Source organism: Burkholderia sp. AU45388, assembly GCF_030481585.1.
Taxonomy (GTDB): domain Bacteria; phylum Pseudomonadota; class Gammaproteobacteria; order Burkholderiales; family Burkholderiaceae; genus Burkholderia; species Burkholderia sola.
In genome coordinates this window covers 17,246-39,012 of sequence record NZ_JAUJPV010000013.1, presented here as the reverse complement: position 1 = coordinate 39,012, position 21,767 = coordinate 17,246, and the positions used below count along the sequence as shown (strand labels likewise).

The 21,767-nt window shown below is 66.7% G+C and carries 15 protein-coding genes; all 15 read right to left on the bottom strand.

Annotated elements, in window-relative coordinates; translation table 11 throughout:
* Positions 1-15: 15 nt before the first annotated feature.
* Entirely contained in the window at positions 16-1,950 is a 1,935-nt protein-coding gene (locus QZM72_RS20645; RefSeq protein ID WP_089467389.1) for a rhomboid family intramembrane serine protease, read from the bottom strand.
* Positions 1,951-2,309: 359 nt separating this feature from the next.
* Complete coding sequence (locus QZM72_RS20640; protein ID WP_089467388.1) at positions 2,310-3,614, bottom strand: MFS family transporter; 1,305 nt, start codon at positions 3,612-3,614, stop codon at positions 2,310-2,312.
* Between the two features lie 232 nt (positions 3,615-3,846).
* A complete protein-coding gene (locus tag QZM72_RS20635) occupies positions 3,847-5,526 on the bottom strand; it encodes a SpoVR family protein (protein ID WP_089467387.1) in 1,680 nt (559 codons plus the stop codon).
* A complete protein-coding gene (locus QZM72_RS20630) occupies positions 5,523-6,791 on the bottom strand; it encodes a YeaH/YhbH family protein (RefSeq protein WP_006476064.1) in 1,269 nt (422 codons plus the stop codon). Before QZM72_RS20630 ends, QZM72_RS20635 begins: the two co-directional genes overlap by 4 nt.
* A 125-nt stretch (positions 6,792-6,916) precedes the next feature.
* Positions 6,917-8,839, bottom strand: coding sequence for a PrkA family serine protein kinase (locus tag QZM72_RS20625; RefSeq protein ID WP_027784391.1), 1,923 nt, complete (start codon positions 8,837-8,839; stop codon positions 6,917-6,919).
* Positions 8,840-9,389: 550 nt separating this feature from the next.
* Entirely contained in the window at positions 9,390-11,171 is a 1,782-nt protein-coding gene (locus tag QZM72_RS20620; protein WP_089467947.1) for a methyl-accepting chemotaxis protein, read from the bottom strand.
* A gap of 290 nt (positions 11,172-11,461) precedes the next feature.
* A complete protein-coding gene (gene rbsK / locus QZM72_RS20615; RefSeq protein WP_089467385.1) occupies positions 11,462-12,391 on the bottom strand; it encodes a ribokinase in 930 nt (309 codons plus the stop codon).
* Positions 12,388-13,419, bottom strand: a complete 1,032-nt coding sequence (locus tag QZM72_RS20610) for a LacI family DNA-binding transcriptional regulator (protein WP_089467384.1) — start codon at positions 13,417-13,419, stop codon at positions 12,388-12,390. The genes rbsK and QZM72_RS20610 overlap by 4 nt, the downstream gene beginning before the upstream one ends.
* Positions 13,420-13,454: 35 nt before the next feature.
* Positions 13,455-14,474: an ABC transporter permease gene (locus tag QZM72_RS20605; protein WP_089467383.1), complete on the bottom strand. Its 1,020-nt coding sequence runs from the start codon at positions 14,472-14,474 to the stop codon at positions 13,455-13,457.
* Complete coding sequence (locus QZM72_RS20600) at positions 14,471-16,084, bottom strand: sugar ABC transporter ATP-binding protein (RefSeq protein ID WP_301739050.1); 1,614 nt, start codon at positions 16,082-16,084, stop codon at positions 14,471-14,473. Before QZM72_RS20600 ends, QZM72_RS20605 begins: the two co-directional genes overlap by 4 nt.
* Before the next feature lie 145 nt (positions 16,085-16,229).
* Positions 16,230-17,180, bottom strand: coding sequence for a sugar ABC transporter substrate-binding protein (locus tag QZM72_RS20595; protein WP_060318414.1), 951 nt, complete (start codon positions 17,178-17,180; stop codon positions 16,230-16,232).
* 564 nt (positions 17,181-17,744) lie between these two features.
* Positions 17,745-18,671: a CysB family HTH-type transcriptional regulator gene (locus tag QZM72_RS20590; protein ID WP_089467380.1), complete on the bottom strand. Its 927-nt coding sequence runs from the start codon at positions 18,669-18,671 to the stop codon at positions 17,745-17,747.
* Positions 18,672-18,746: 75 nt separating this feature from the next.
* Positions 18,747-19,805 carry a sulfate/molybdate ABC transporter ATP-binding protein gene (locus tag QZM72_RS20585; RefSeq protein WP_301739049.1) on the bottom strand — a complete coding sequence of 353 codons (1,059 nt, stop codon included), beginning with the start codon at positions 19,803-19,805 and terminating at the stop codon, positions 18,747-18,749.
* A 13-nt stretch (positions 19,806-19,818) separates the two neighbouring features.
* Positions 19,819-20,763 carry a sulfate ABC transporter permease subunit CysW gene (cysW, locus tag QZM72_RS20580; RefSeq protein WP_301739048.1) on the bottom strand — a complete coding sequence of 315 codons (945 nt, stop codon included), beginning with the start codon at positions 20,761-20,763 and terminating at the stop codon, positions 19,819-19,821.
* Complete coding sequence (gene cysT / locus QZM72_RS20575) at positions 20,760-21,653, bottom strand: sulfate ABC transporter permease subunit CysT (RefSeq protein ID WP_089467377.1); 894 nt, start codon at positions 21,651-21,653, stop codon at positions 20,760-20,762. Before cysT ends, cysW begins: the two co-directional genes overlap by 4 nt.
* Positions 21,654-21,767 lie beyond the last annotated feature (114 nt).

The following is a 21,767-nucleotide window of genomic DNA, read 5'->3' as shown; positions in this document are numbered from 1 at the left end:
GCCCCACGCTCGCGCTCACTCGTCGCCGTCATCCGTGCCGCCGGCGGTGGACACCGCACACAGAAATTCACCGTCGCCATTGTCCTGCAGGTAGTCGAGCGACCGGTCCATGCTCAGGAACGACAGCGTGCCCGATGCGCCAAGTGCGAACAGCGTGCGGTGGTCCGGCGCGAAGATGGCCTGCGACACGCCGCCCGTCACCGGAAATTCGCCGACCGTGCGGCGCGTCGCGGTCTTGATCACGCGCAACGGCTTGTCGTCGTATCCGGTCACCGCGATCAGCGTGCCGTCGCCATTGCCGTCGAAACCGTGCATCGACGTCTGGCAGACCGGATAGCTGTCGCGCGCGACCAGGCTCGACGCGTCGCGCCACTGCACCGACGACGCGTTGTAGAACCACGTTCCCGCACCGTTCGCGCCCGGCATCGCCTGAATGAAATCCTGATCGACCGGATAGGTCTGGACCGGGGCATTCGTCGCCGTATCGAACGCGACGATCGCGCCCTTCTGCATCGCGTAGGCATACAGTCGCCGGCCATCGGGCGACAACCACATCGACAGCGCGCGGCCGAACTCGACGCCCGCCGCATCGTGCTCGCCGAGCGGCAGCGTCGCGATGACCTGCGGCCAGTGCGCGAGGCTGACGACGGAGATCGTGTCATCGAGGCTGTTCAGCACGTAGAGCCTGTCGTTCGAGGCGGACGCGACGACCGCGCGCGGAAACCGGCCAAGCGCCACGCCGTCGACGATCGCGCCGCTGTTCAGGTCGATCCGCACGAGGCCGTTCTGGCGCATCGACGCGACGTAGGCGTACCGCTCGTCCGGGCTCACATAGACGCCGCTCGCGCCGCGCCCGCGGCACATATTGCCCGGGCAGCCGTCGAGCCCCGTCTTGAACGGCTCGCCCGTGACGGTGCGCACGACCGCGCGTCGATTGACGTCGACGACGACGAGCGTGTTCGCGTCGATGTCGGTCACGTACAGGCGCTTGCCGGATGCGCCGAGCACCATCGCGTACGGCGACTTGCCGACCGGCACGACCGTGCCGGCGGCCTGCTCGGCTGACACCGGTGCCGGACGGTGCTGCTCGTCGTCGCGGATCTGCGCGTCGATCGCCGCCGCCTGCCGTTTCGCCTGACGCTGCGCGGCGTCGTGCGCCATCTCCCGATCCATCTCGACACGCCACGCCTGCAATTCCTCGCTGCCGGCCCGCTGCGCGGCGAACAGCATCGCGGCGCTGCCGAGCACCGCAAGCATGAGCGGCACGACGACACCGCCGCGGACCTGCCCCGGCCCGCCGGCGCCGTAGATCAACCAGCCGGCGACGAAGCCGGCGATCACGCCGCCGAGATGCGCGGCCTGGTCGATGCCGCCGATGAAGAAGCCCGACGCGAGATTGATCGCGATCACCTGCCCGACCGCACCGAGGTTGATCACGCCCGGCGCGTCGTGCCCGCCTTCGCGCGCGCGGCGCAGCGCGAAGGCCGCGGCCGCACCGGCCAGCCCCATCAGCGCGCCCGACGCGCCGACGCTCACGACCGGCTTGATGCCGCTCGTCTGAAGCGCGACACCGAACGCGAGGCTGGTGCCGGCGACCTCGTGATAGCCATGCCACAGCGCGCTCAACAACGAGCCGCCGAGTGCGGACAGCAGATAGACGACGCCGAATCGCAGCGTCCCGCCGACGCGTTCGAGCACGGCGCCGAGCACGACGAGCATGTACAGGTTCAGCGCGAGATGCGTCCAGCCGCCGTGCAGGAACGCGCTGGTCAGCAGCCGCCACGGCTGCCCGGTAAGCGTATAGGGCGCGAAGTTCGCGCCCCAGTCGAGCAATAGCCCGTTCGATAGCGGGCCATACGACGCTTGCCGCCACATCAGCATAAAGATGACTGCATTGACGACGGCCAGCAGAATCGTCAGCCACGGCATCGGGCGTTGTTGTTCTCTCATAGGGATCTTGGTATGGGTTGCCGCGCGCAAGCCGCGCGAGCGCCATTATATTTCGCGTCCCGTCAGGAGAACGTGGCGACACTGGCCTGCGGATCCGGAATAAAAAGACGCCCGCTGCACGCAGCGGGCGCGAATCCCAGTCAAGGAGGTGTCACAGGAACTACGCAGCCAGATTAAGGAAATCGCGCGCCACGGACAACGAATCGATTTCCATATCGATATGACGGGCCGCGCTCATGTCGACATTCCCCGGGTCGAGCCGCCACGACCACCGCACGCGTCATCGCCCGTCGCAAAAAAACGTCCCGCCGATCGGCGGGACGTTCGTCATGATGCACGAGCGCGCAACACGCGGCCGATCACGGCTCGTGACGCAGATACCCTTCCTTGCTCGGATCGCGCATCCGCCACGACACGATCAGCGAGATCGCGCACAGCACGGTCACGTACCAGTAGAACGTTTCCTCGCTGCCGATCGACTTGAACCACAGCGCGACGTACTCGGCCGAGCCGCCGAAGATCGCGTTCGCCACCGCATACGACAGGCCGACGCCCATCGCGCGCACTTCCGGCGGGAACATCTCGGCCTTGATCAGGCCGCTGATCGACGTGTAGAAGCTGACGATCGCCAGCGCCACCGTGATCAGCACGAACGCGGCGACCGGGCTCGTCACGGTCTTCAGCGCATGCATCAGCGGCACCGTGCCGATCACCGCGAACGAACCGAACAGGATCATCGACGTGCGGCGGCCGATCTTGTCCGACAGCGCGCCGAACACCGGCTGCATCAGCATGTAGACGAGCAGCGCGACGGTCATCACGTTGCTGGCCGTCTTCGCATGCATGCCGGCGGTATTCACGAGGTACTTCTGCATGTACGTCGTGAACGTGTAGAAGATCAGCGAGCCGCCGGCCGTGAAGCCGACCACCGTGAAGAACGCGCCCTTGTGCTGCCATACGCCGCGGATCGTGCCGGCATCCTTCTTGTCGCGCGATGCGCTCGTCGACGTCTCGTCGAGCGACTTGCGCAGGTACAGCGAAATCAGCGCGGCCGCCGCGCCGACCACGAACGGAATGCGCCAGCCCCACGCTTTCAGCTCGCCGGCCGACAGCGTCTGCTGCAGGATCACGAGCACCAGGAGTGCGCACAGCTGGCCGCCGATTAGCGTCACGTACTGGAACGACGCGAAGAAGCCGCGCCGCCCCTTCAGCGCGACTTCACTCATGTAGGTCGCGCTCGTCCCGTACTCGCCACCCACCGACAAGCCCTGGAACAGGCGCGCGACCAGCAGCAGCGCCGGCGCGAGCGCGCCGATCTGCGCATAGGTCGGCAGCACCGCGATCACCAGCGACCCGCCGCACATCATCAGCACGGAGATCATCATCGCCGTGCGCCTGCCGTGGCGGTCGGCGATGCGGCCGAACAGCCAGCCGCCGATCGGACGCATCAGGAAGCCGGCCGCGAACACGCCCGCCGTGTTCAGCAGCTGCGTCGTCGTGTTGCCGCTCGGGAAGAACGCCGGCGCGAAGTACAGCGCGCAGAACGAGTAGATGTAGAAGTCGAACCATTCGACGAGGTTGCCCGATGAGGCGCCGACGATGGCGAACACGCGCCGCCGGGTGTCGTGCGCGGACAGCGCAGCTTGGTCGGTCTGGACGTCCATGGGGTGGTCTGTTCCTTGTAGTACTTTCTGGGCGAGACGGCTGGGGCCGCCGCGTGCGATCGCACGTGGCACCGGTTCCGGCGCACGGCGCTAGGGGATTTTAGCGAAATGTAAAGTAACAAGCGCTCCGGGTTCGTCCCGATGTAGAAGATTTTTCTCCCGCCACGCGTTCGTCATATGAAAACGCCAGCCCGAAGGCTGGCGTCCGATGCAAACATGGTCGACGCGACGATCACACGCGCACTTCCGGCGGCACGTAGCGGCACTCGTAGCGCTTGCGCACGGTGCCGGCCTCGTCGACGCTTTCCAGGTACACGTCGAACTGCCAGAGCCGCGCCATGTGCTTGAGCACTTCGTCGCTGTCGTTCGACAGGTGGCGGTTGTCGGTCATGAAGTGGCGCAGCGTGAGGCTGCGGTCGCCGCGCGTGTTGACGGCCCACACCTGGATGTTCGGCTCGCGGTGATGGATGTCGTACTGCCGCGACAACGCCTGCCGCACGTACTGGTAGCCGGAGTCGTCGTGGATCGCCGAGACCTCGAGCGAATCGCGCATGTCGTCGTCGAGCACGGAGAAGAGCCGCATCTCGCGGATCAGGTTCGGCGACAGGTACTGCGCGATGAAGCTCTCGTCCTTGAAGTTGCGCATCGCATAGTGCATCGCCGGCAGCCACGGCGTGCCCGCGATCTCCGGAAACCACTTGTAGTCTTCCTCCGTCGGCGCTTCGCAGATCCGTCGGATGTCGCTCATCATCGAAAAACCGAGCGCATACGGGTTGATCCCGCTGTAATACGGCTTCGTGACGGGCGGCTGGTAGACCACGTTGCTGTGCGAATGCAGGAACTCCATCATGAAGCCGTCTTCCAGCTTCCCCTGGTTGTACAGCGTATTGAGCAGCGTGTAGTGCCAGAACGTCGCCCAGCCTTCGTTCATCACCTGCGTCTGCCGCTGCGGATAGAAATACTGGCCGATCTTGCGCACGATGCGGATCACTTCCCGCTCCCACGGCTCGAGCAACGGCGCATTCTTCTCAGCGAAATACAGCAGGTTCTCCTGCGGCTCGGACGGATAGCGGTCGTCCTGCTCCTCCGTGAGCTCGGGTTTCTTGCCCGGCAGCGTGCGCCACAGCTCGTTGACCTGCGACTGCAGGTACGCCTCGCGCTCGCGCCGCAGCGCCGCTTCCTTCGACAGCGACGGTTTCTGCGGCCGCTTGTAGCGGTCGACGCCGTAGTTCATCAGCGCATGGCACGAGTCGAGCAGTTCCTCGACGCGATCGAGGCCGTAGCGCTCCTCGCATTCCGCGACATAGTTCTTCGCGTACACCAGATAGTCGATGATCGCGTGCGCGTCGGTCCACAGCCGGAACAGGTAGTTGCCCTTGAAGAACGAATTGTGCCCGTACGCCGCGTGCGCGATGACGAGCGCCTGCATCGTCATCGTATTCTCTTCCATCAGATACGCGATGCACGGGTTCGAATTGATGACGATTTCGTAGGCGAGGCCCATCTGGCCGCGGCGGTAGCTCTTCTCGGTCGCGAGGAAGTGCTTGCCGAACGACCAGTGACGGTAGTTGACGGGCATCCCGACCGACGCATACGCATCCATCATCTGCTCGGCGCTGATCAGTTCGAGCTGGATCGGGTAGATGTCGAGCTCGTATTGTTCGGCGACCTGCGCGATGTGCGTGTCGTATTCCTCGAGCAATTCGAACGTCCAGTCGGACGGGCACGGCAGCGGCTTGCGTTCGGCAACGTTCATACGCGCTTCCTTCTGCCCGGAACCGGGCAAGTCGGCGGCCGGCGGCGGCGGTTCGGCCTGCGCGCGTTGCTGCGGTGCGGCAGGGCCGGCCGTGTCGTCGCCGGAGGGGCGCGGCTCGTAGCCGCGCGACTCGTTGTGCAGGTGGCGGGTCGTCATGACATTTCCACCTGCTTTTCGAACAATTCGCGAAACACCGGGTAAATGTCCGCAGCCGATTCCACTTTTTTCATCGCGAGATGCGGTTGCGACAAGGCCAGTTGCGCGTATTCCAGCCACAGATTCTGCTCTTCCGGCGCGACCTGGATATACGCGAAGTAACGCGTCTTGGTGAGGATATCCTCTTCCAGGATTTTGCGACACTTGGGCGAATCGTCAGTCCAGTTGTCGCCGTCGGACGCCTGCGCGCCGTAGATGTTCCACTCGGTCGGCGAGTAGCGCTCGTCCATCACCTTGCGCATCAGTTCGAGCGCGCTCGACACGACCGTGCCGCCGCTTTCGGTCGAGTGGAAGAAGGTGTCCTCGTCGACTTCCTCGGCGCGCGTGTGGTGACGGATGAACACGACTTCGATGCGCTCGTAGTTGCGCTTGAGGAACAGGTAAAGCAGGATGAAGAAGCGCTTCGCGAGATCCTTGCGCTGCTCGTCCATCGACCCCGACACGTCCATCAGGCAGAACATCACGGCCTGGCTCGACGGTTGCGGCTGCTTCACGCGGTTGATGTAGCGCAGGTCGAACGGATCGATGAACGGAATCCGCCAAATGCGCCCTTTCAGGTGATGAATCTCGGCCTCGAGCGTCGCGATTTCCGCGCGGCGGTCTTCGGGGTCGCTCTTCAGCGCTTCGAGCTGCGCCTCGAGCTCGCGCAGCTCGTTGACGAGCGGCGAACCGAGCGCGATGCGCCGGCCGAGCGCGCTGCGCAGCGAACGCACGACGTCGATGTTGTTCGGCGTGCCTTCCGCCGACCAGCCCGCGCGCACGTTCTTCCAGCTCGGCACCGTCAGCAGGTGCGTCTTCACGAGGCGCGGCAGTTCGAGATCGTCGAAGAAGTACTGCATGAACTCGTCGCGCGACAGCTCGAACACGAAGTCGTCCTGCCCTTCACCCTCGTTGCTCGCCTGACTGCCGCCGCCGCCCGAGCCGCCCTGCGGACGCGGAATCTTGTCGCCGCGCACGTAGTCTTCATTACCCGGGTGCACGTATTCGCGACGCCCGCCCGGCGCGTGCCGGAAATTCGGCTCCGCGATGTCCTTGCGCGGGATCGTGATGCTCTGCGTGCTCTGGATATCCTTGATGCTACGGTCGCGCACCGCGTCGGACACGGCACGACGAATGTAGTTCTTGACGCGACGCAGAAAGCGTTCGCGATTGGCGATGCTCTTGTTCTTGCCGGCCAGCCTGCGGTCGATGATTTGATGAAGCACTCCCGGTCTCCCGCTCGAAAGTCGATCTGCCGGGGCACTCGCCGCGCATGCCGTGTGCCGTCATGCGGGCGGCGCCTCTGAAAGCGCCCGTACGGACTCGCCGTACGGGCGCGATACCGCGCGCGTCATGACGACTTGCGCACGCGCAGGTACCAGTCGCAAAGCAGCCTTACCTGCTTCGGCGTATAGCCCTTCGCGACCATCCGGTTCACAAAGTCCTCATGCTTGCGCTGCTCCTCCGCCGAACCCTTGGCGTTGAATGAAATGACAGGCAACAGTTCCTCGGTGTTCGAGAACATCTTCTTCTCGATCACGACGCGCAGCTTCTCGTAGCTCGTCCACACCGGGTTCTTGCCGGCGTTCGCCGCCCGTGCGCGCAACACGAAGTTGACGATCTCGTTGCGGAAATCCTTCGGATTGCTGATCCCGGCCGGCTTCTCGATCTTCTCCAGTTCCGCATTCAGCGCGGCGCGGTCGAAGCTCTCGCCCGTGTCGTGATCGCGGAATTCCTGATCCTGGATCCAGAAGTCCGCATACGTGACGTAGCGATCGAAGATGTTCTGGCCGTATTCCGAATACGACTCGAGATACGCCGTCTGGATCTCCTTGCCGATGAACTCCGCGTAGCGCGACGCGAGCACGTCCTTCACGAAGGACAGATACTTCTGCTCGGTTTCCGGCGGGAACTGCTCGCGTTCGATCTGCTGTTCGAGCACGTACATCAGATGCACCGGGTTCGCCGCGACCTCGCTCGTATCGAAGTTGAACACGCGCGACAGGATCTTGAACGCGAAGCGTGTCGACACGCCGGTCATCCCTTCGTCCACGCCCGCGTAGTCGCGATACTCCTGGTACGACTTCGCCTTCGGATCGGTGTCCTTCAGGTTTTCGCCGTCGTATACCTGCATCTTCGAGAACAGGCTCGAATTCTCCGGCTCGTGCAGGCGCGACAGCACCGAGAACTGCGACATCATCTTCAGCGTGCCCGGCGCGCATACGGCCTCGGCCAGCGACGAGTTGCGGATCAGCTTCTCGTAGATCTTGATCTCTTCCGACACGCGCAGGCAGTACGGCACCTTCACGACGAAGATCCGGTCGAGCAATGCCTCGTTGTTGCGGTTGTTGCGGAACGCCTTCCACTCCGATTCGTTGGAGTGCGCAAGAATCACGCCGTCGAACGGAATCGCGCCGAAACCTTCGGTACCCTTGAAGTTGCCTTCCTGCGTGGCGGTCAACAGCGGGTGCAGCACCTTGATCGGCGCCTTGAACATTTCGACGAATTCGAGCAGGCCCTGGTTCGCGAGACACAGGCCGCCCGAGTAGCTGTACGCGTCGGCATCGTCCTGCGCGTACTGTTCGAGCTTGCGGATATCGACCTTGCCCACCAGCGACGAGATGTCCTGATTGTTCTCGTCGCCCGGCTCCGTCTTCGCGATGCCGACCTGCCGCAGGATCGACGGATAGCGGCGCACCACGCGGAACTGGCGGATGTCGCCGTTGTATTCGTGCAGGCGCTTGACCGCCCACGGACTCAGGATGCTTTTGAGGTAGCGGCGCGGAATGCCGTACTGTTCCTCGAGGATCGGGCCATCCTCGTCGTAGTCGAACAGCCCGAGCGGCGATTCGTTGACGGGCGAGCCCTTCAGCGCATAGAACGGCACGCGCTCCATCAGTTGCTTCAGGCGCTCGGCGATCGACGACTTGCCGCCGCCCACCGGGCCCAGCAGATAGAGAATCTGCTTCTTCTCTTCAAGACCTTGCGCAGCGTGGCGGAAGTATGCGACCACCTGCTCGATCACCTCCTCCATTCCGTAGAACTCACGGAATGCCGGATACACCTTGATGACCTTGTTCGCGAAGATCCGCGACAGGCGCGGGTCGTTGCGGGTATCGATCTGTTCAGGTTCCCCGATTGCTTCCAGCATGCGTTCACCAGCCGTCGCGTACGCGGATGGATCGTTCTTGCAGAGCGCGAGATACTCCTCCAGCGAGAGCTCTTCCTCTCGCGTTTTTTCGAAGCGGTTCGCGAAGCTGCTGTAAATATCCATGCTACCTCCCTCGCCTGAGTCTGAAGACGTGCCTGCCTTCGTACGACTGCGCAGAAGCAAGCGCGTTCGAATTCATCCTAAACCCTTTCTTATTTTTTTTCACGAACTCTTCGTATGAAGTTCGTCATTCTCGACAACACCGCTTGGACAACGCATTTCGTCGTTTTACAATCGACCTCCCGAGCCGCAGAAACTGCATCCGCCGCGTCTCGTCGAACATCGAAACGTCTCGTGCGTTGGACACCTCCGACGTCGCCGCTTCTCCCCTTCATCCCTATACGTTCGAGCGCTCGCGTGCGATGACACGCCGCGCGCACCGTTACAAATTTTTTTCGCAGTCCCTTACGGACATACCCGTACGACGAACGCGGGAACACGACGCGCACGCAGCGCTTCCCGGGGGATCCGTCGGCGCACGACGCGCCACGCACGTGCCGATGCACGCTCGATCGTCCGCGCTGTCACATTCGACCGGTCGCGGAAACGACGACGCCCGCAATCGCGGGCGTCGTGCGTCGCCAAATGGGGATAGATACGCGACGCGCGTGGATCAGAACGTCTCCCAGTCGTCGCCGCCCGCGGTCGCGGCGGCCGGCGCGGGCGCGGGCGCCGCCGATACGGCGGCAGGCTTGCGCGCCGGCGTCGCGGCGGCCGCGCGTTTCGGCGCGGCGTCGCGTTCGACGCGTGCGGCAGCCGGTGCGGGCGCCGCAGCCGAGACGGAAGGCACGGCAGACGCGCGCGGCGCGGGACGCGCCGCCACCGCAACGACGGCGCCCGCGCGGGCCGCTGCGTCGTCGAGCTGGAATACCGCCGCCGTTTCGCGCAGGCGGGCCGCCTGTTCCTCGAGCGACTGCGCGGCAGCCGCGGCTTCCTCGACGAGTGCGGCGTTCTGCTGCGTGACCTCGTCCATCTGCGTGACCGCGCGCGCCACCTGGTCGATCCCGCTGCTCTGCTCCTCGGACGCCGCCGCGATCTCGCCCATGATGTCCGTCACGCGCTGGACCGCGCCGATCACGTCGCTCATCGTGCGCCCTGCTTCGTCGACCAGCGTCGAGCCGGTCCGGATACGCTCCACCGACGCGTCGATCAGCGCCTTGATTTCCTTCGCCGCGCTCGACGAACGCTGCGCGAGGCTGCGCACTTCGCCGGCGACGACCGCGAAACCGCGGCCTTCCTCGCCCGCCCGCGCGGCTTCGACGGCCGCATTCAGCGCAAGAATGTTGGTCTGGAACGCGATTCCCTCGATGATCGCGATGATGTCCGCGATTTTCGCCGAGCTGTCGTTGATTTCGCCCATCGTGCCGACCACCTGGCCGACCACCGTATTGCCCTTGTTTGCAATCTCCGACGCATTCGCGGCCAGCGAGCTCGCCTGACGCGCATTGTCCGCGTTCTGCTTCACGGTGCCGGTCAGTTGCTCCATGCTCGACGCGGTTTCCTGCAGCGCCGAGGCCTGTTCCTCGGTGCGCGACGACAGGTCGATGTTGCCGGCCGCGATCTGGCGGGCCGCGGTCGCGATCGACTCGCTGCCGCCGCGCACGGTGCGCACCGTGTCGACGAGCCCGCGCTGCATCCTCGCGAGGCCTTCCAGCATCCGGCCCATCTCGTCGCGCCGGTCCACGACGATCGGCCGGCGCAGGTCGCCCGCGGCGATCGCGTCGAAATGCGACAGCGCGTCGGCGATCGGACGGCCGATCGCGCGGCTCAGCGCCAGCCACGACAGTACCGCGGCGCCGATGCCGGCCAGCAGCATGACGATCGCCAGCGCGCGCATCGTCCCGAACACCGATTCCGCCTGATCGAACCGCGCCTGCGCATTGGTGAACTGGAAGCCGCGCAGCGCTTCACCGGCCGCGGCCAGCTCGGTATAGCGCGCCTGAAGCTGCTTCGCGCCGTCGCCGATCCGGTCGTGATCGCCGGCCACGACCGCACTCGCGAACGCGTCGCAACTGCCCTGCAGCACCTTGCGCCGGGCGGCGACGTCCTGTGCAAGCCGGTCTTCGTCGGCTTCGCGCGGCAGCGCAAGGTATTTCTGCCACCAGGCGTCCGATTGCGCCCGCATCGCGCGGCTGCGCTCGATGGCCGCCGCCGAGTCGGGCGTACCGACCAGCAGCGCCGCACGGTCGAGGGCGAGACGCTCGCGCGCGGAGAACATTTCCGCCATCGCCACGTCGACCGCGCTCGGCATCTGGTTCGTGAAAATCTCGCGCATCGAATCGTTCGAGCGCGTCATCCCGTGCAGACCGAGCACGCCGGTGACCCCGAGCAGTACCGCCAGAAACGCCATCGTCAAACCGATGCGCGCACGAATCGTCAGGTTCCTGAACACCATCATCCATCCTGTGTTGCGTCGTCATGAACGGGCCGGGCCCGTTGGCTCGAAGCATTGCTTCACTCGGTGCATTTACGACCGCGCCACGCATAACTTGATGGTTTTGGCGTGTTTACTTCAAATTATTCGTCCGTATATTGAATAAGTCTGAATAAATGACGAAATTCGGGGCTGGATGGAGAATCGGGGTAAAGGCCTGGGGGAAGCGGCAACGGATTGCCGGCGGCGCGGCCGGCCGTCTCATGCGACGGACCCGGCAGCACGGCGAGCGGGAAACCGGTGATCCGGCCCTAGTCGGCCAGTTCGGCACGCGTCGGAATCGACGGCTGCGCGCCCGCGCGCGTAACCGACAGTGCCGCCGCGCGTTGCGCGAAGCGGATGGCTGTATCGACATCCGCGCCGGCCGCGAGCCGTGCGGAAAACCCGCCGATAAAGGTGTCGCCGGCCGCCGTCGTGTCGACGGCCTGCACGACCGGCGCCGGATAGTGGCGCGCGGTGCCGTCGGCCGTCAGCGCCAGCACGCCGCGCGCACCGAGCGTGATCAGTACGTTGCGCGCGCCGCCGGTCCGAAGCGCCCGCGCAGCGGCTTCGGCCTCCGCCGGGTCACGCACCGGCAGCCCCGTCAGCGCGGCCGCCTCGACCTCGTTCGGGATCAGGTAATCGACGAGCGGCAGCCAGCCGTCCGGCAGCGGTGCGACGGCCGGGGCCGGATTGAGCACCACCGTGCGGCCGAGCCGGCGCCCGGCCGATAGCGCCGCGAACACCGCGTCCGGCGGCGTCTCGAGCTGGCAGATCAGCACGTCGGCCGCCGCCAGCGCGGCCTCGTGCCGCGCGATCGTATCGGTCGTGACCTCGCCGTTGCCGCCCGCGACGATCACGATCGCGTTCTGGCTCGCATCGTCGACGACGATCAGCGCGACGCCGGTCGACGCCGATGCGCTCGTCGCGAGCCCCGTGCAATCGATTCCCTCGGCCTCGAGGCCCGCGCGCAGTGCCGCGCCATGCGCATCCGCGCCGACGCAGCCGATCATCGCGACCTGCGCGCCGAGCCGGGCCGCGGCGACGGCCTGGTTGCCGCCCTTGCCGCCCGCCGCCTGCGCGAACGCGTGCCCGGCGAGCGTTTCGCCCGGCAGCGGCAGCCGCGGCGCGCGCACGACGAGATCCATGTTGAGGCTGCCGACCACCGTCACGCGGCCGGCGCCCGTTGCGCGCGCCGTCATGCGCGCGCGCCCGGCGCGGCCGGCTCGCGGTAGACCGCCGTCGATTCGCGCAGCACGAGGCGCGGCGACACGACGCGGCGGCGGCTCGGCACGGCGCTCGAGCCGCCGCCGATCCGTTCGATCAGCGTCTGGGCGGCCATTTCGCCGAGCGCGCGCACCGACTGGCCGACCGTCGACAGTGCCGGATACGTGTAGCGGGAAAATTCGATGTCGTCGAAGCCGATGATCGAGCAGTCGTCGGGCACGCGCAGCCCGCGCTCGGCCGCCGCGCGCAGCGCGCCGACGCCCATCAGGTCGTTGCCCGCGAAGATCGCGCTCGGCCGCACCGATTCGAACAGCCGCGCCGCCGCGTGATAGCCGCCGAGGCACGAGAAATCGCTTTCGGCGATCGCGCCCGGCACGATGTCGACCCCGCGCTCGGCCATCGCGCGGATGAAGCCGTGCACGCGCATCGCGCTGACCGCGGTGTCGGTCGGCCCGGTGATGCAGCCGATCTTCGCGTGTCCGAGTTCGAGCAGGTGGCGCGTCGCCAGATACGCGCCGCGCTCGTGATCGATCTGCACGAGATCGGCCGCGAGCCCCTCGATGTTGCGGTCGACGACGACGAGCGGCGCATGGATGTCCGCGAGCGTCTGCGCGAGCACCGCGTCCTCGCCCGCCGACGCGACGATCAGCCCGTCGATGCGTTTTTCCTGCAGCACGCGCAGGTAGTTGCGTTGCTTCACGGGATCGTCGTCCGAATTGCAGAAGAACACGCAATAGCCGTTGGCCGCGCACTGATCCTCGATGCCGCGCGCCAGCTCGGCGAAGTACGGATTCGTGCTGTTCGGCACGACGAGGCCGATGGTCGCCGTCGCCCGCGCCTTCAGCGAGCGCGCCACGGCCGATGGCACGTAATTCAGCTCGCGGATCGCGCCCTCGACCTTCGCACGCACGTCGGCGGACACCGGCCGCGAATTGTTCACCACGTGCGAGACGGTCGTAAACGACACGCCCGCCATGGCCGCCACATCCTTGATCGTCGCCATTTCCCGTTTCTCTCTGGTCTGTTCTGTCTGTCTTTTTACCGCACGCGCGTACGCCGGCTCCGATACGTATCGAGCACGACCGCCACCACGATCACCGCACCCGTGATGATCCGTTTCGTCGGCTCGTTCGCCCCGATCTGCGCGAGCCCCGCGGCCAGCACGGAGATGATCAACACGCCGAAGAACGTGCTGATCACCGAGCCGCGCCCGCCCATCAGGCTCGTGCCGCCGATCACGACGGCGGCGATGACCTGCAGCTCGAGGCCCGCACCCGCGTTCGGATCGGCCGCCTCGAGCCGCGAAATCTGGAACAGCGACGCGAGCCCCGCGAGCGCGCCCATCAGGGCGAATACGAGGATTTTATACGGCCGCGGGTTAACCCCTGCAAGTCGCACCGCTTCCTCGTTCGTGCCGATCCCGACCAGATAGCGCCCGAACACGGTGCGCGTCAGCACGAACTGTGCCGCGATCATCACCGCGACCGCGATCAGGAACGCCGGCGAGATGCCCAGCGCGATCGGGTTCGACAGGAAGTCGAACGCGTCGCCGATATACGCGGTGCGCGAATTCGTCAGCTGGTACGCGAGGCCGCGCGCGGCCTCCAGCACACCGAGCGACACGATGAACGACGGAATCCGCCACCCGACCGTGACCGCGCCGGTGAGCGCGCCCGTGGCGGTCGCGACCGCGATCCCGATCAGCGCGGCCGGCAGCGGCCCCCACTGCCATTTCAGCGCGGCGACGCTGACCATCGACGCGGCGAGCGCGAGCACGGAGCCGACCGACAGGTCGATCCCGGCGATGATCAGCACGAACGTCATCCCGACCGACATCACGACGAGATCGGGAATCTGGTTCGCGATCGTGCTGAACGTGTCGTAGGTCAGGAAATGCGAGCTCAGCACCGAGAACAGCGCGATCATCGCGGCCAGCGCGCCGGCGAGCCCGAGATAGGTCGACACGCCGAGCCGCGTGCCGGACAGCGTGCGCGCGCGGCGCCCCGTCACGTCCTGCTGCGCGCCTGCGTCGGTCGAGGATACGGGAGGCTGGGTCATTGCTGTCGTCCTGTCGTCGAAGTGCCGGGAGCGGCGCCGCGCGCGTGCTCCGCATCCGGATGCTGCATGGCGGCCGCCGGCGTCTCGCGGCCGAAGCCGGCGAACGCCGCGGCCAGCAACGCGTCCTGGGTCCAGTTGCCGCGCTCGAACACGGCGGTCATGCGCCCGGCCGACATCACGCCGATCCGGTCGCAAATCAGCATCAGCTCGCGCAGGTCGCTCGATACGACCACCAGCGCGCGGCCTTCACGCGCGAGCGCGCCCATCAAAGTGTAGATCTCGAATTTGGCGCCGACGTCGATCCCGCGCGTCGGCTCGTCGAACAGCAGCACGCCCATGTCGCGCGCGAGCCAGCGGCCGATCACGACCTTCTGCTGGTTGCCGCCCGACAGCTCGCCCACCGGCTGCGCCGCGCCGTGCGTACGGATCCGCAGCGCATCGATCTGCTGCTCGGCGAGCGCCGTTTCGCGTGCCGAATCGACGATGCCACCGCGCGCGAGCCGGTTGAGCTGGCCGAGCGACACGTTCGCGGTGATCGACTGCGACAGCAGCAACCCTTCGCCCTTGCGATCCTCGGTGATCAGCGCAATGCCCCGCTTCACCGCATCGACCGGCGACGCGATCCGCGCCGGCTTCAGCGGCTGGCCGACCGCGATCGTCCCGGCATCCGGCGTATCGGCGCCGTAGATCAACCGCAGCAGCTCGGTGCGCCCCGCGCCGATCAGCCCCGAGATCCCGAAGATCTCGCCCGCGCGCACCTCGAGCGACACGTCGCGCACCGCCGTCCCGCGCGTGAGACCCGATACGGCGATCCGCGGCGCGCCGAAGCGGCGCTCGCCGAGATCGATGTGTTCGCCGATCTCGCGCCCGACCATCAGCGTGACGAGCCCGTCGGAGGTCGTCGCCGCCATGTCGCCCGCATGCACGAGCCGGCCGTCGCGCAGCACCGCGACGCGCTCGGCGACGCGCGCGAGCTCCTCGAGCCGGTGCGAGATGTAGACGATCGCGACGCCGCGCGCCTTCAGCCGGTCGATCTGCTCGAACAGCAGCTCGACTTCGCGCGCGGTCAGCATCGCGGTCGGCTCGTCGAGAATCAGCACGCGGCAGTCGCCGATCAGGTTGCGCGCGATCTCGACCATTTGCTGGTGGCCGATGCCGAGCGCGCCGACCGGCGTATCGGGGTCGACCGCGTCGAGCCCGACCTGCGCCATCGCCGCGCGCGCGTCCTCGCGCAGCCGCGCGCGATCGATGATGCCGAAGCGCCGCGGCAGGCGGTTCAGGAACAGGTTTTCGGCGACGCTGAGCGTCGGCAGCAAGTTCAGCTCCTGCATCACCATGCGCACGCCGAGCGCCTCGGCCTGCGTGCGGCTCGCCGGCGCATAGGCTTCCCCGCCGAGCTGCATCGTGCCGGCGGTCGGCTCGACGAGCCCGCCGATGATCTTCGACAGCGTGCTCTTGCCGGCGCCGTTCTCGCCGGTGAGCGCGAGCGCCTGGCCCGCGCCGAGCGTCAGCGTGACGTCGGCGAGGACGGGTTCGGCATAGGTCTTGCCGATGCCGGAGACGGACAGCACGGGGTGGGCTGAACGGGAGGGTTGGAAGGTCGGTTCCATCGCGATCCTGGTTGCGGCCGCGCGCACGGGGCGCGCGGGTATGACGCTCACAAGTGCATGTGCATGCAGTGGCCGTGATCGCGCTCACACCGGATAACGGCCGCCGCGCCGGATTCTTGAGCGCGGCGGCCGGACCGGTGCGGCGTTACTTCGTCACGAGATCCACCGGCGTCTCGACCACGCCGGACATGTCGGCCTGCTTGCGATGCTCGGCGATCGCCTTGAGCGCCGTGTCGATGCCGAACACGGCCTGCTTCGCCGCGTACTGGTCGGCGGTCGCGAGCACGCGGCCGTCCTTCAGCATCGGCTTGATCGCGTTGATGTTGTCGTAGCCGACCACGAGCACCTTGCCCTGCTTGCCGGCCGCGCGCACGGCCGACACGGCGCCGATCGCCATGTTGTCGTTGCCGCACAGCAGCGCCTTCAGGTTCGGGTATTCGTTGAGCATCGCGGCGGCCACCGCATTGCCCTTGTCGATTTCCCATTCGCCCGACTGCACCGACACGACCTTCATCCCGCCCGCCTTCATCGCGTCCTGGAAGCCGGCCGTGCGCTGCTGCGCGTTGGTCGTCGTCGACACGCCTTCCACGATGCCGACCTGGTCGCCCGCCTTCAGCCGCTTCGCGAGGTAATCGCCGATCTTGCGCGCGCCCTTGCGGTTGTCCGGGCCGACGAACGGCACGTTCAGGTTCTTCGACTTCAGCACGTCGGGATCGAGCCGGTTGTCGATGTTCACGACGACGATGCCCGCATCGACGGCCTTCTTCACGACCGGCACGAGCGCCTTCGAATCGGCCGGCGCCAGCACGATCGCATCGACCTTCGACACGATCATCTGCTCGACGATGCGGATCTGGTTCGCGGTGTCGGTCTCGTCCTTGATGCCGTTGGTAATCAGGTCGAATTGGTTCGCGTTGTGTTTCTGGTATTCCTTCGCGCCCGTTTCCATGGTCAGGAAGAACTCGTTGGCGAGCGACTTCATCACGAGCGCGACCTTCGGCTTGGCCGCGGACTGCGCGTGGACGACCGGTGCGGCGGCGACCGCGACGGCGGCGAGCGCGGCGGTCAGGAAGCGACGGCGAAAGCGGACATTCATACACATCTCCTGGCGACTGGCCCGAAGGCCGGATTGTTGTTCGGTTGTTGTTTTAATGAGAGCAAACGTTTGCGTCACACTACCCGGGCAATGGCCATCGATGCTGCTGTCGGTACCACGGAATGGAAACGAGGCAGACGGCCGACTGCCTGGCGCGTGCTGGCGTTGACGCGCCGCCGCCGGCGGGACGCCGGCGGAGTGAAGGCTATGCTGTACCGATTCGCTTCGGCGCGCAACCTGTCTAACCAATATTTAAGGGTTTATTCGGAGCGCGCGAGCGCGCTTCACGACGCGCAAATACGACACTCGCGATGCCGACGGCGGCTCGCCGAAGCGCCGTGCAGTTCGGCGTTGCCGGTTGTTCTTGTTTTTCTGTCGCAAAGGAATGCAAGCCGAGCGTCGGCCGACGCGACGCACCTGATCGGGGGCGTCGGCCGATGCTTCGAGCGTGATGGCGGCCATCCCCGCCATCACGCACCGCCGCCCGGTGTGGCGTACGGCAAGGTGGGCGTCATGCGTATCGCGCGCCGTCCGTCTGCCCGGACAGCGCGCGACACGCGCGAATCAAACGGCTTCGCGCAACAGCCCCGCGATTTCCGCTTCGTTCAGGTGCGGCGCGAACATTTCGATCAGCCGGTACGCGTAGGCACGCAGGAATGCACCCTTGCGCAGCCCGACCCGCGTCGTGCTCGCCTCGAACAGATGCTGCGTGTCGAGCGCGACGAGCCCCGTATCGCGCTGCGGGTCGTAGGCCATCGCCGCGACCACGCCGACCCCCATCCCGAGCTCGACGTAGGTCTTGATCACGTCCGCGTCGATCGCGGTCAGCACGACGTCGGGCACGGCGCCCGCCTGCGTGAACGCCTGGTCGATGTGCGAGCGGCCCGTGAAGTCCTGGTCGTACGTGATGATCGGGTATTCGGCGATTTCCTCGAGCGTCAGGTTCTCGCGGCCGACGAGCGGGTGGCCCTTCGGCACGACGACCGTGTGGTGCCACGAATAGCACGGGAACGTGACGATGTCCGGATAGCGGTCGAGCGCCTCGGTCGAGATGCCGAGATCGGCCTCGCCGTTCAGGATCATCTGCGCGATCTGCTGCGGGCTGCCCTGGCGCAGCGCGAGATGCACCTTCGGGAACACCTCGGTGAACTGCCGGATCACCTTCGGTAGCGCGTAACGCGCCTGCGTGTGCGTCGTCGCGACGACGAGGTGGCCGCTGTCCTGATCGGCGAACTGGCGCGCGACGCGGCGCAGGTTCTCGGCGTCGAGCAGCATCCGCTCGATCAGCTGGTGCACCGCCTTGCCGGGCTCCGTGAGCCCCGTCAGCCGCTTGCCGCGCCGAATGAAGATGTCGACGCCTAGCTCATCTTCCAGATCCTTGATCTGTTTCGACACGCCTGACTGCGACGTGTACAGCACGTTCGCGACTTCCGTCAGGTTCATGTTCTGGCGCACCGCTTCGCGCACGAACCGCAATTGCTGAAAATTCATGGGTATGCCTCTTAGGCTGTCGTTGTTTGCTTGTCGAATCGGAGCGAATCCCGCCCTCTGCCCTGCATTGTCTCGTCAACGTGCGGGAAATACCCGCACCGCGCGCGGCACGGCGGTCGCGCCGTCGCCGACCTGCAGCGCAAGCGCGCGCCATGCGTCGCGGTCGAGTTCCGCCTCGAGCGCGCCGCCCGCGCGCGCCTCGAGCTCCACGCGCACCGAACCGCCGAGCGGAATCACGCGCCGCACGTCCACCGCGATGCCGTCGCGGTGCCCATCGCCCGCCGGCCACAGCTGCAGATCGTGCGGCCGCACGTACGCGTTCGCGGGGCCCGCGAAATCGGCGTCGACCTCGATCGGCGCAGCCGCGCCCTCGGCGACGAAGCCGCGCCCGGCAACCGTGCCCGGCAGCCGGTTCGCCGCGCCGAGGAACTCGTACACGAACGCGCTTTGCGGATGATCGTAGACGTCCTGCGGGCTGCCGACCTGCTCGACGTGGCCGCGATTCAGCACGACGATGCGATCGGCCACCTCGAGCGCCTCTTCCTGGTCGTGCGTGACGAAGATCGTCGAGATGTGCAGGTCGTCGTGCAGGCGACGCAGCCAGCCGCGCAGTTCCTTGCGCACCTTCGCGTCGAGCGCGCCGAACGGTTCGTCGAGCAGCAGCACCTTCGGCTCGACCGCGAGCGCGCGGGCGAGCGCGATACGCTGGCGCTGGCCGCCCGACAGCTCGGACGGATAGCGCTGCGCGAGCCAGTCGAGCTGCACGAGCTTGAGCAGCTCGTGCACCTTCTCGCGAATTGCGGCTTCGGACGGCCGCTCGCGGCGCGGCTTCACGCGCAGCCCGAACGCGACGTTCTCGAACACCGTCATGTGGCGGAACAGCGCGTAGTGCTGGAACACGAAGCCGACCTGGCGCTCGCGCGCGCCGACCGACGCGACGTCGAGCCCCTGCAGCACGACCTGGCCGGCGTCCGCGTGCTCGAGGCCCGCGATCACGCGCAGCAGCGTGGTCTTGCCGCAGCCGGACGGCCCGAGCAGCGCGACCAGCTCGCCGGGCGGAAAGTCGAGCGAGACGTTGTCGAGCGCCGTGAAATCGCCGAAGCGCTTCTGAAGGTGACGGACGGTGATACCCATTCTGGTTGCCTCTTTACGATTTCGACGAAACGGCGCCGACAGGGCCGGCATGTGCGGGAACGGCGTCGTGCTTATCGGCCAGTTCGGCCGCGAGGTGACGCTCGGCGATCAGCTTCAGCGCGAGCGTGACGAGCGCGAGCAGCGCCAGCACCGACGCCACCGCGAACGCCGCCGCGAAGTTGTATTCGTTGTAAAGGATCTCCACGTGCAGCGGCATCGTGTCGGTCACGCCGCGGATGTGGCCGGACACGACCGACACCGCGCCGAACTCGCCCATCGCGCGCGCATTGCACAGGATCACGCCGTACAGCAGACCCCATCTCACGTTCGGCAGCGTCACGCGGCGGAAGATCTGCCAGCCCGACGCGCCGAGCACGCGCGCGGCTTCTTCCTCGTCGGTGCCTTGCGCCTGCATCAGCGGAATCAGCTCGCGCGCGACGAACGGGAACGTGACGAAGATCGTCGCGAGCACGATGCCCGGCACCGCGAAGATGATCTGCACGTCGTGATCCTGCAGCCACGGCCCGAACCAGCCCTGCGCGCCGAACAACAGCACGTACACGAGGCCCGAGATCACCGGCGACACCGAGAACGGCAGGTCGATCAGCGTCGTCAGCAGCGCCTTGCCGCGGAATTCGAACTTCGCGATCGCCCACGATGCGCACACGCCGAACACGAGGTTCAGCGGCACCGCGATCACGGCGACGGTCAGCGTCAGCTTGATCGCCGACCACGCATCGGGATCGGCCAGCGATTCGAGATAGAAGCCGACGCCCTTGCGCAACGCCTCGACGAACACCGCGGCGAGCGGCACGACGAGGAAGAACGCGAGGAACGCCAGCGCGATGCCGGTGAGCAGCCAGCGCACGACGCGCGACTCGCTGACGGGGTCGAGCCGCTTCGCGGCACGCGCGGCCGGCGACGGGGTTTTCAGCACGACGGTGGCCTTCTGGCTCATTGCTGGCCTCCTGCTGCGACGGCGGTGCCGGCGGCGGGCGCCGGGCCGCTCGCGCCCTTGCTCGTCCTGCGCTGCAGATACCACTGCAGCGTGTTGATCAGCAGCAGCATCAGGAACGACACGACCAGCATCACGACCGCCAGCGCGGTGGCGCCCGCGTAGTCGTATTGCTCGAGCTTGGTGATGATCAGCAGCGACGTGATCTCGGATTTCATCGGCACGTTACCGGCGATGAAGATCACCGAACCGTATTCGCCGAGCGCACGCGCGAACGCGAGCGCGAAACCGGTGAGCAGCGCCGGCAGCACGGCCGGCAGCACCACGCGGCGGAACGTCAACCAGCGCGACGCGCCCAGGCAAGCGGCGGCTTCTTCCTGCTCGCGCTCGAAATCCTCGAGCACCGGCTGCACGGTGCGCACGACGAACGGCAGCCCGATGAAGGTCAGCGCGACCAGCACGCCGGCCGGCGTGAACGCGATCTTGATGCCGAGCGGCGCCAGATACTGGCCGACCCAGCCGTTGGTCGCGTACACGGCCGCGAGCGAGATGCCGGCCACCGACGTCGGCAGCGCGAACGGCAGGTCGACGACCGCGTCGACGAGGCGCTTGAACGGGAACGTGTAGCGCACCAGCACCCAGGCGACGAGGAAGCCGAACACGGCGTTGATCAGCGCGCCGCCGAGCGCGGCCGAGAACGTCAGCCGGTACGACGCGAGCACGCGCGGCGACGTGACGGCGGTGACGAACTGGTCCCACGACAGCGTCGCGGTCTTCAGGAACGTGGCGGCGAGCGGAATCAGCACCACGAGGCTCAAATAGGCCACCGTGATGCCGAGCGTCACGCCGAAACCGGGCAGCGCGCTCGGCTTGCGAAAGGTGTACGTCGTCATCGGATGCTCTTGCTGGGTCGATGCTGCTCACGGGCCCGACGCAAACGCCGGCGCAGTGCATCGCGCCGGCGGCCCGTCGGGGAGGCGGCGCGCTATCGTGGCGCGCCGCTTGTC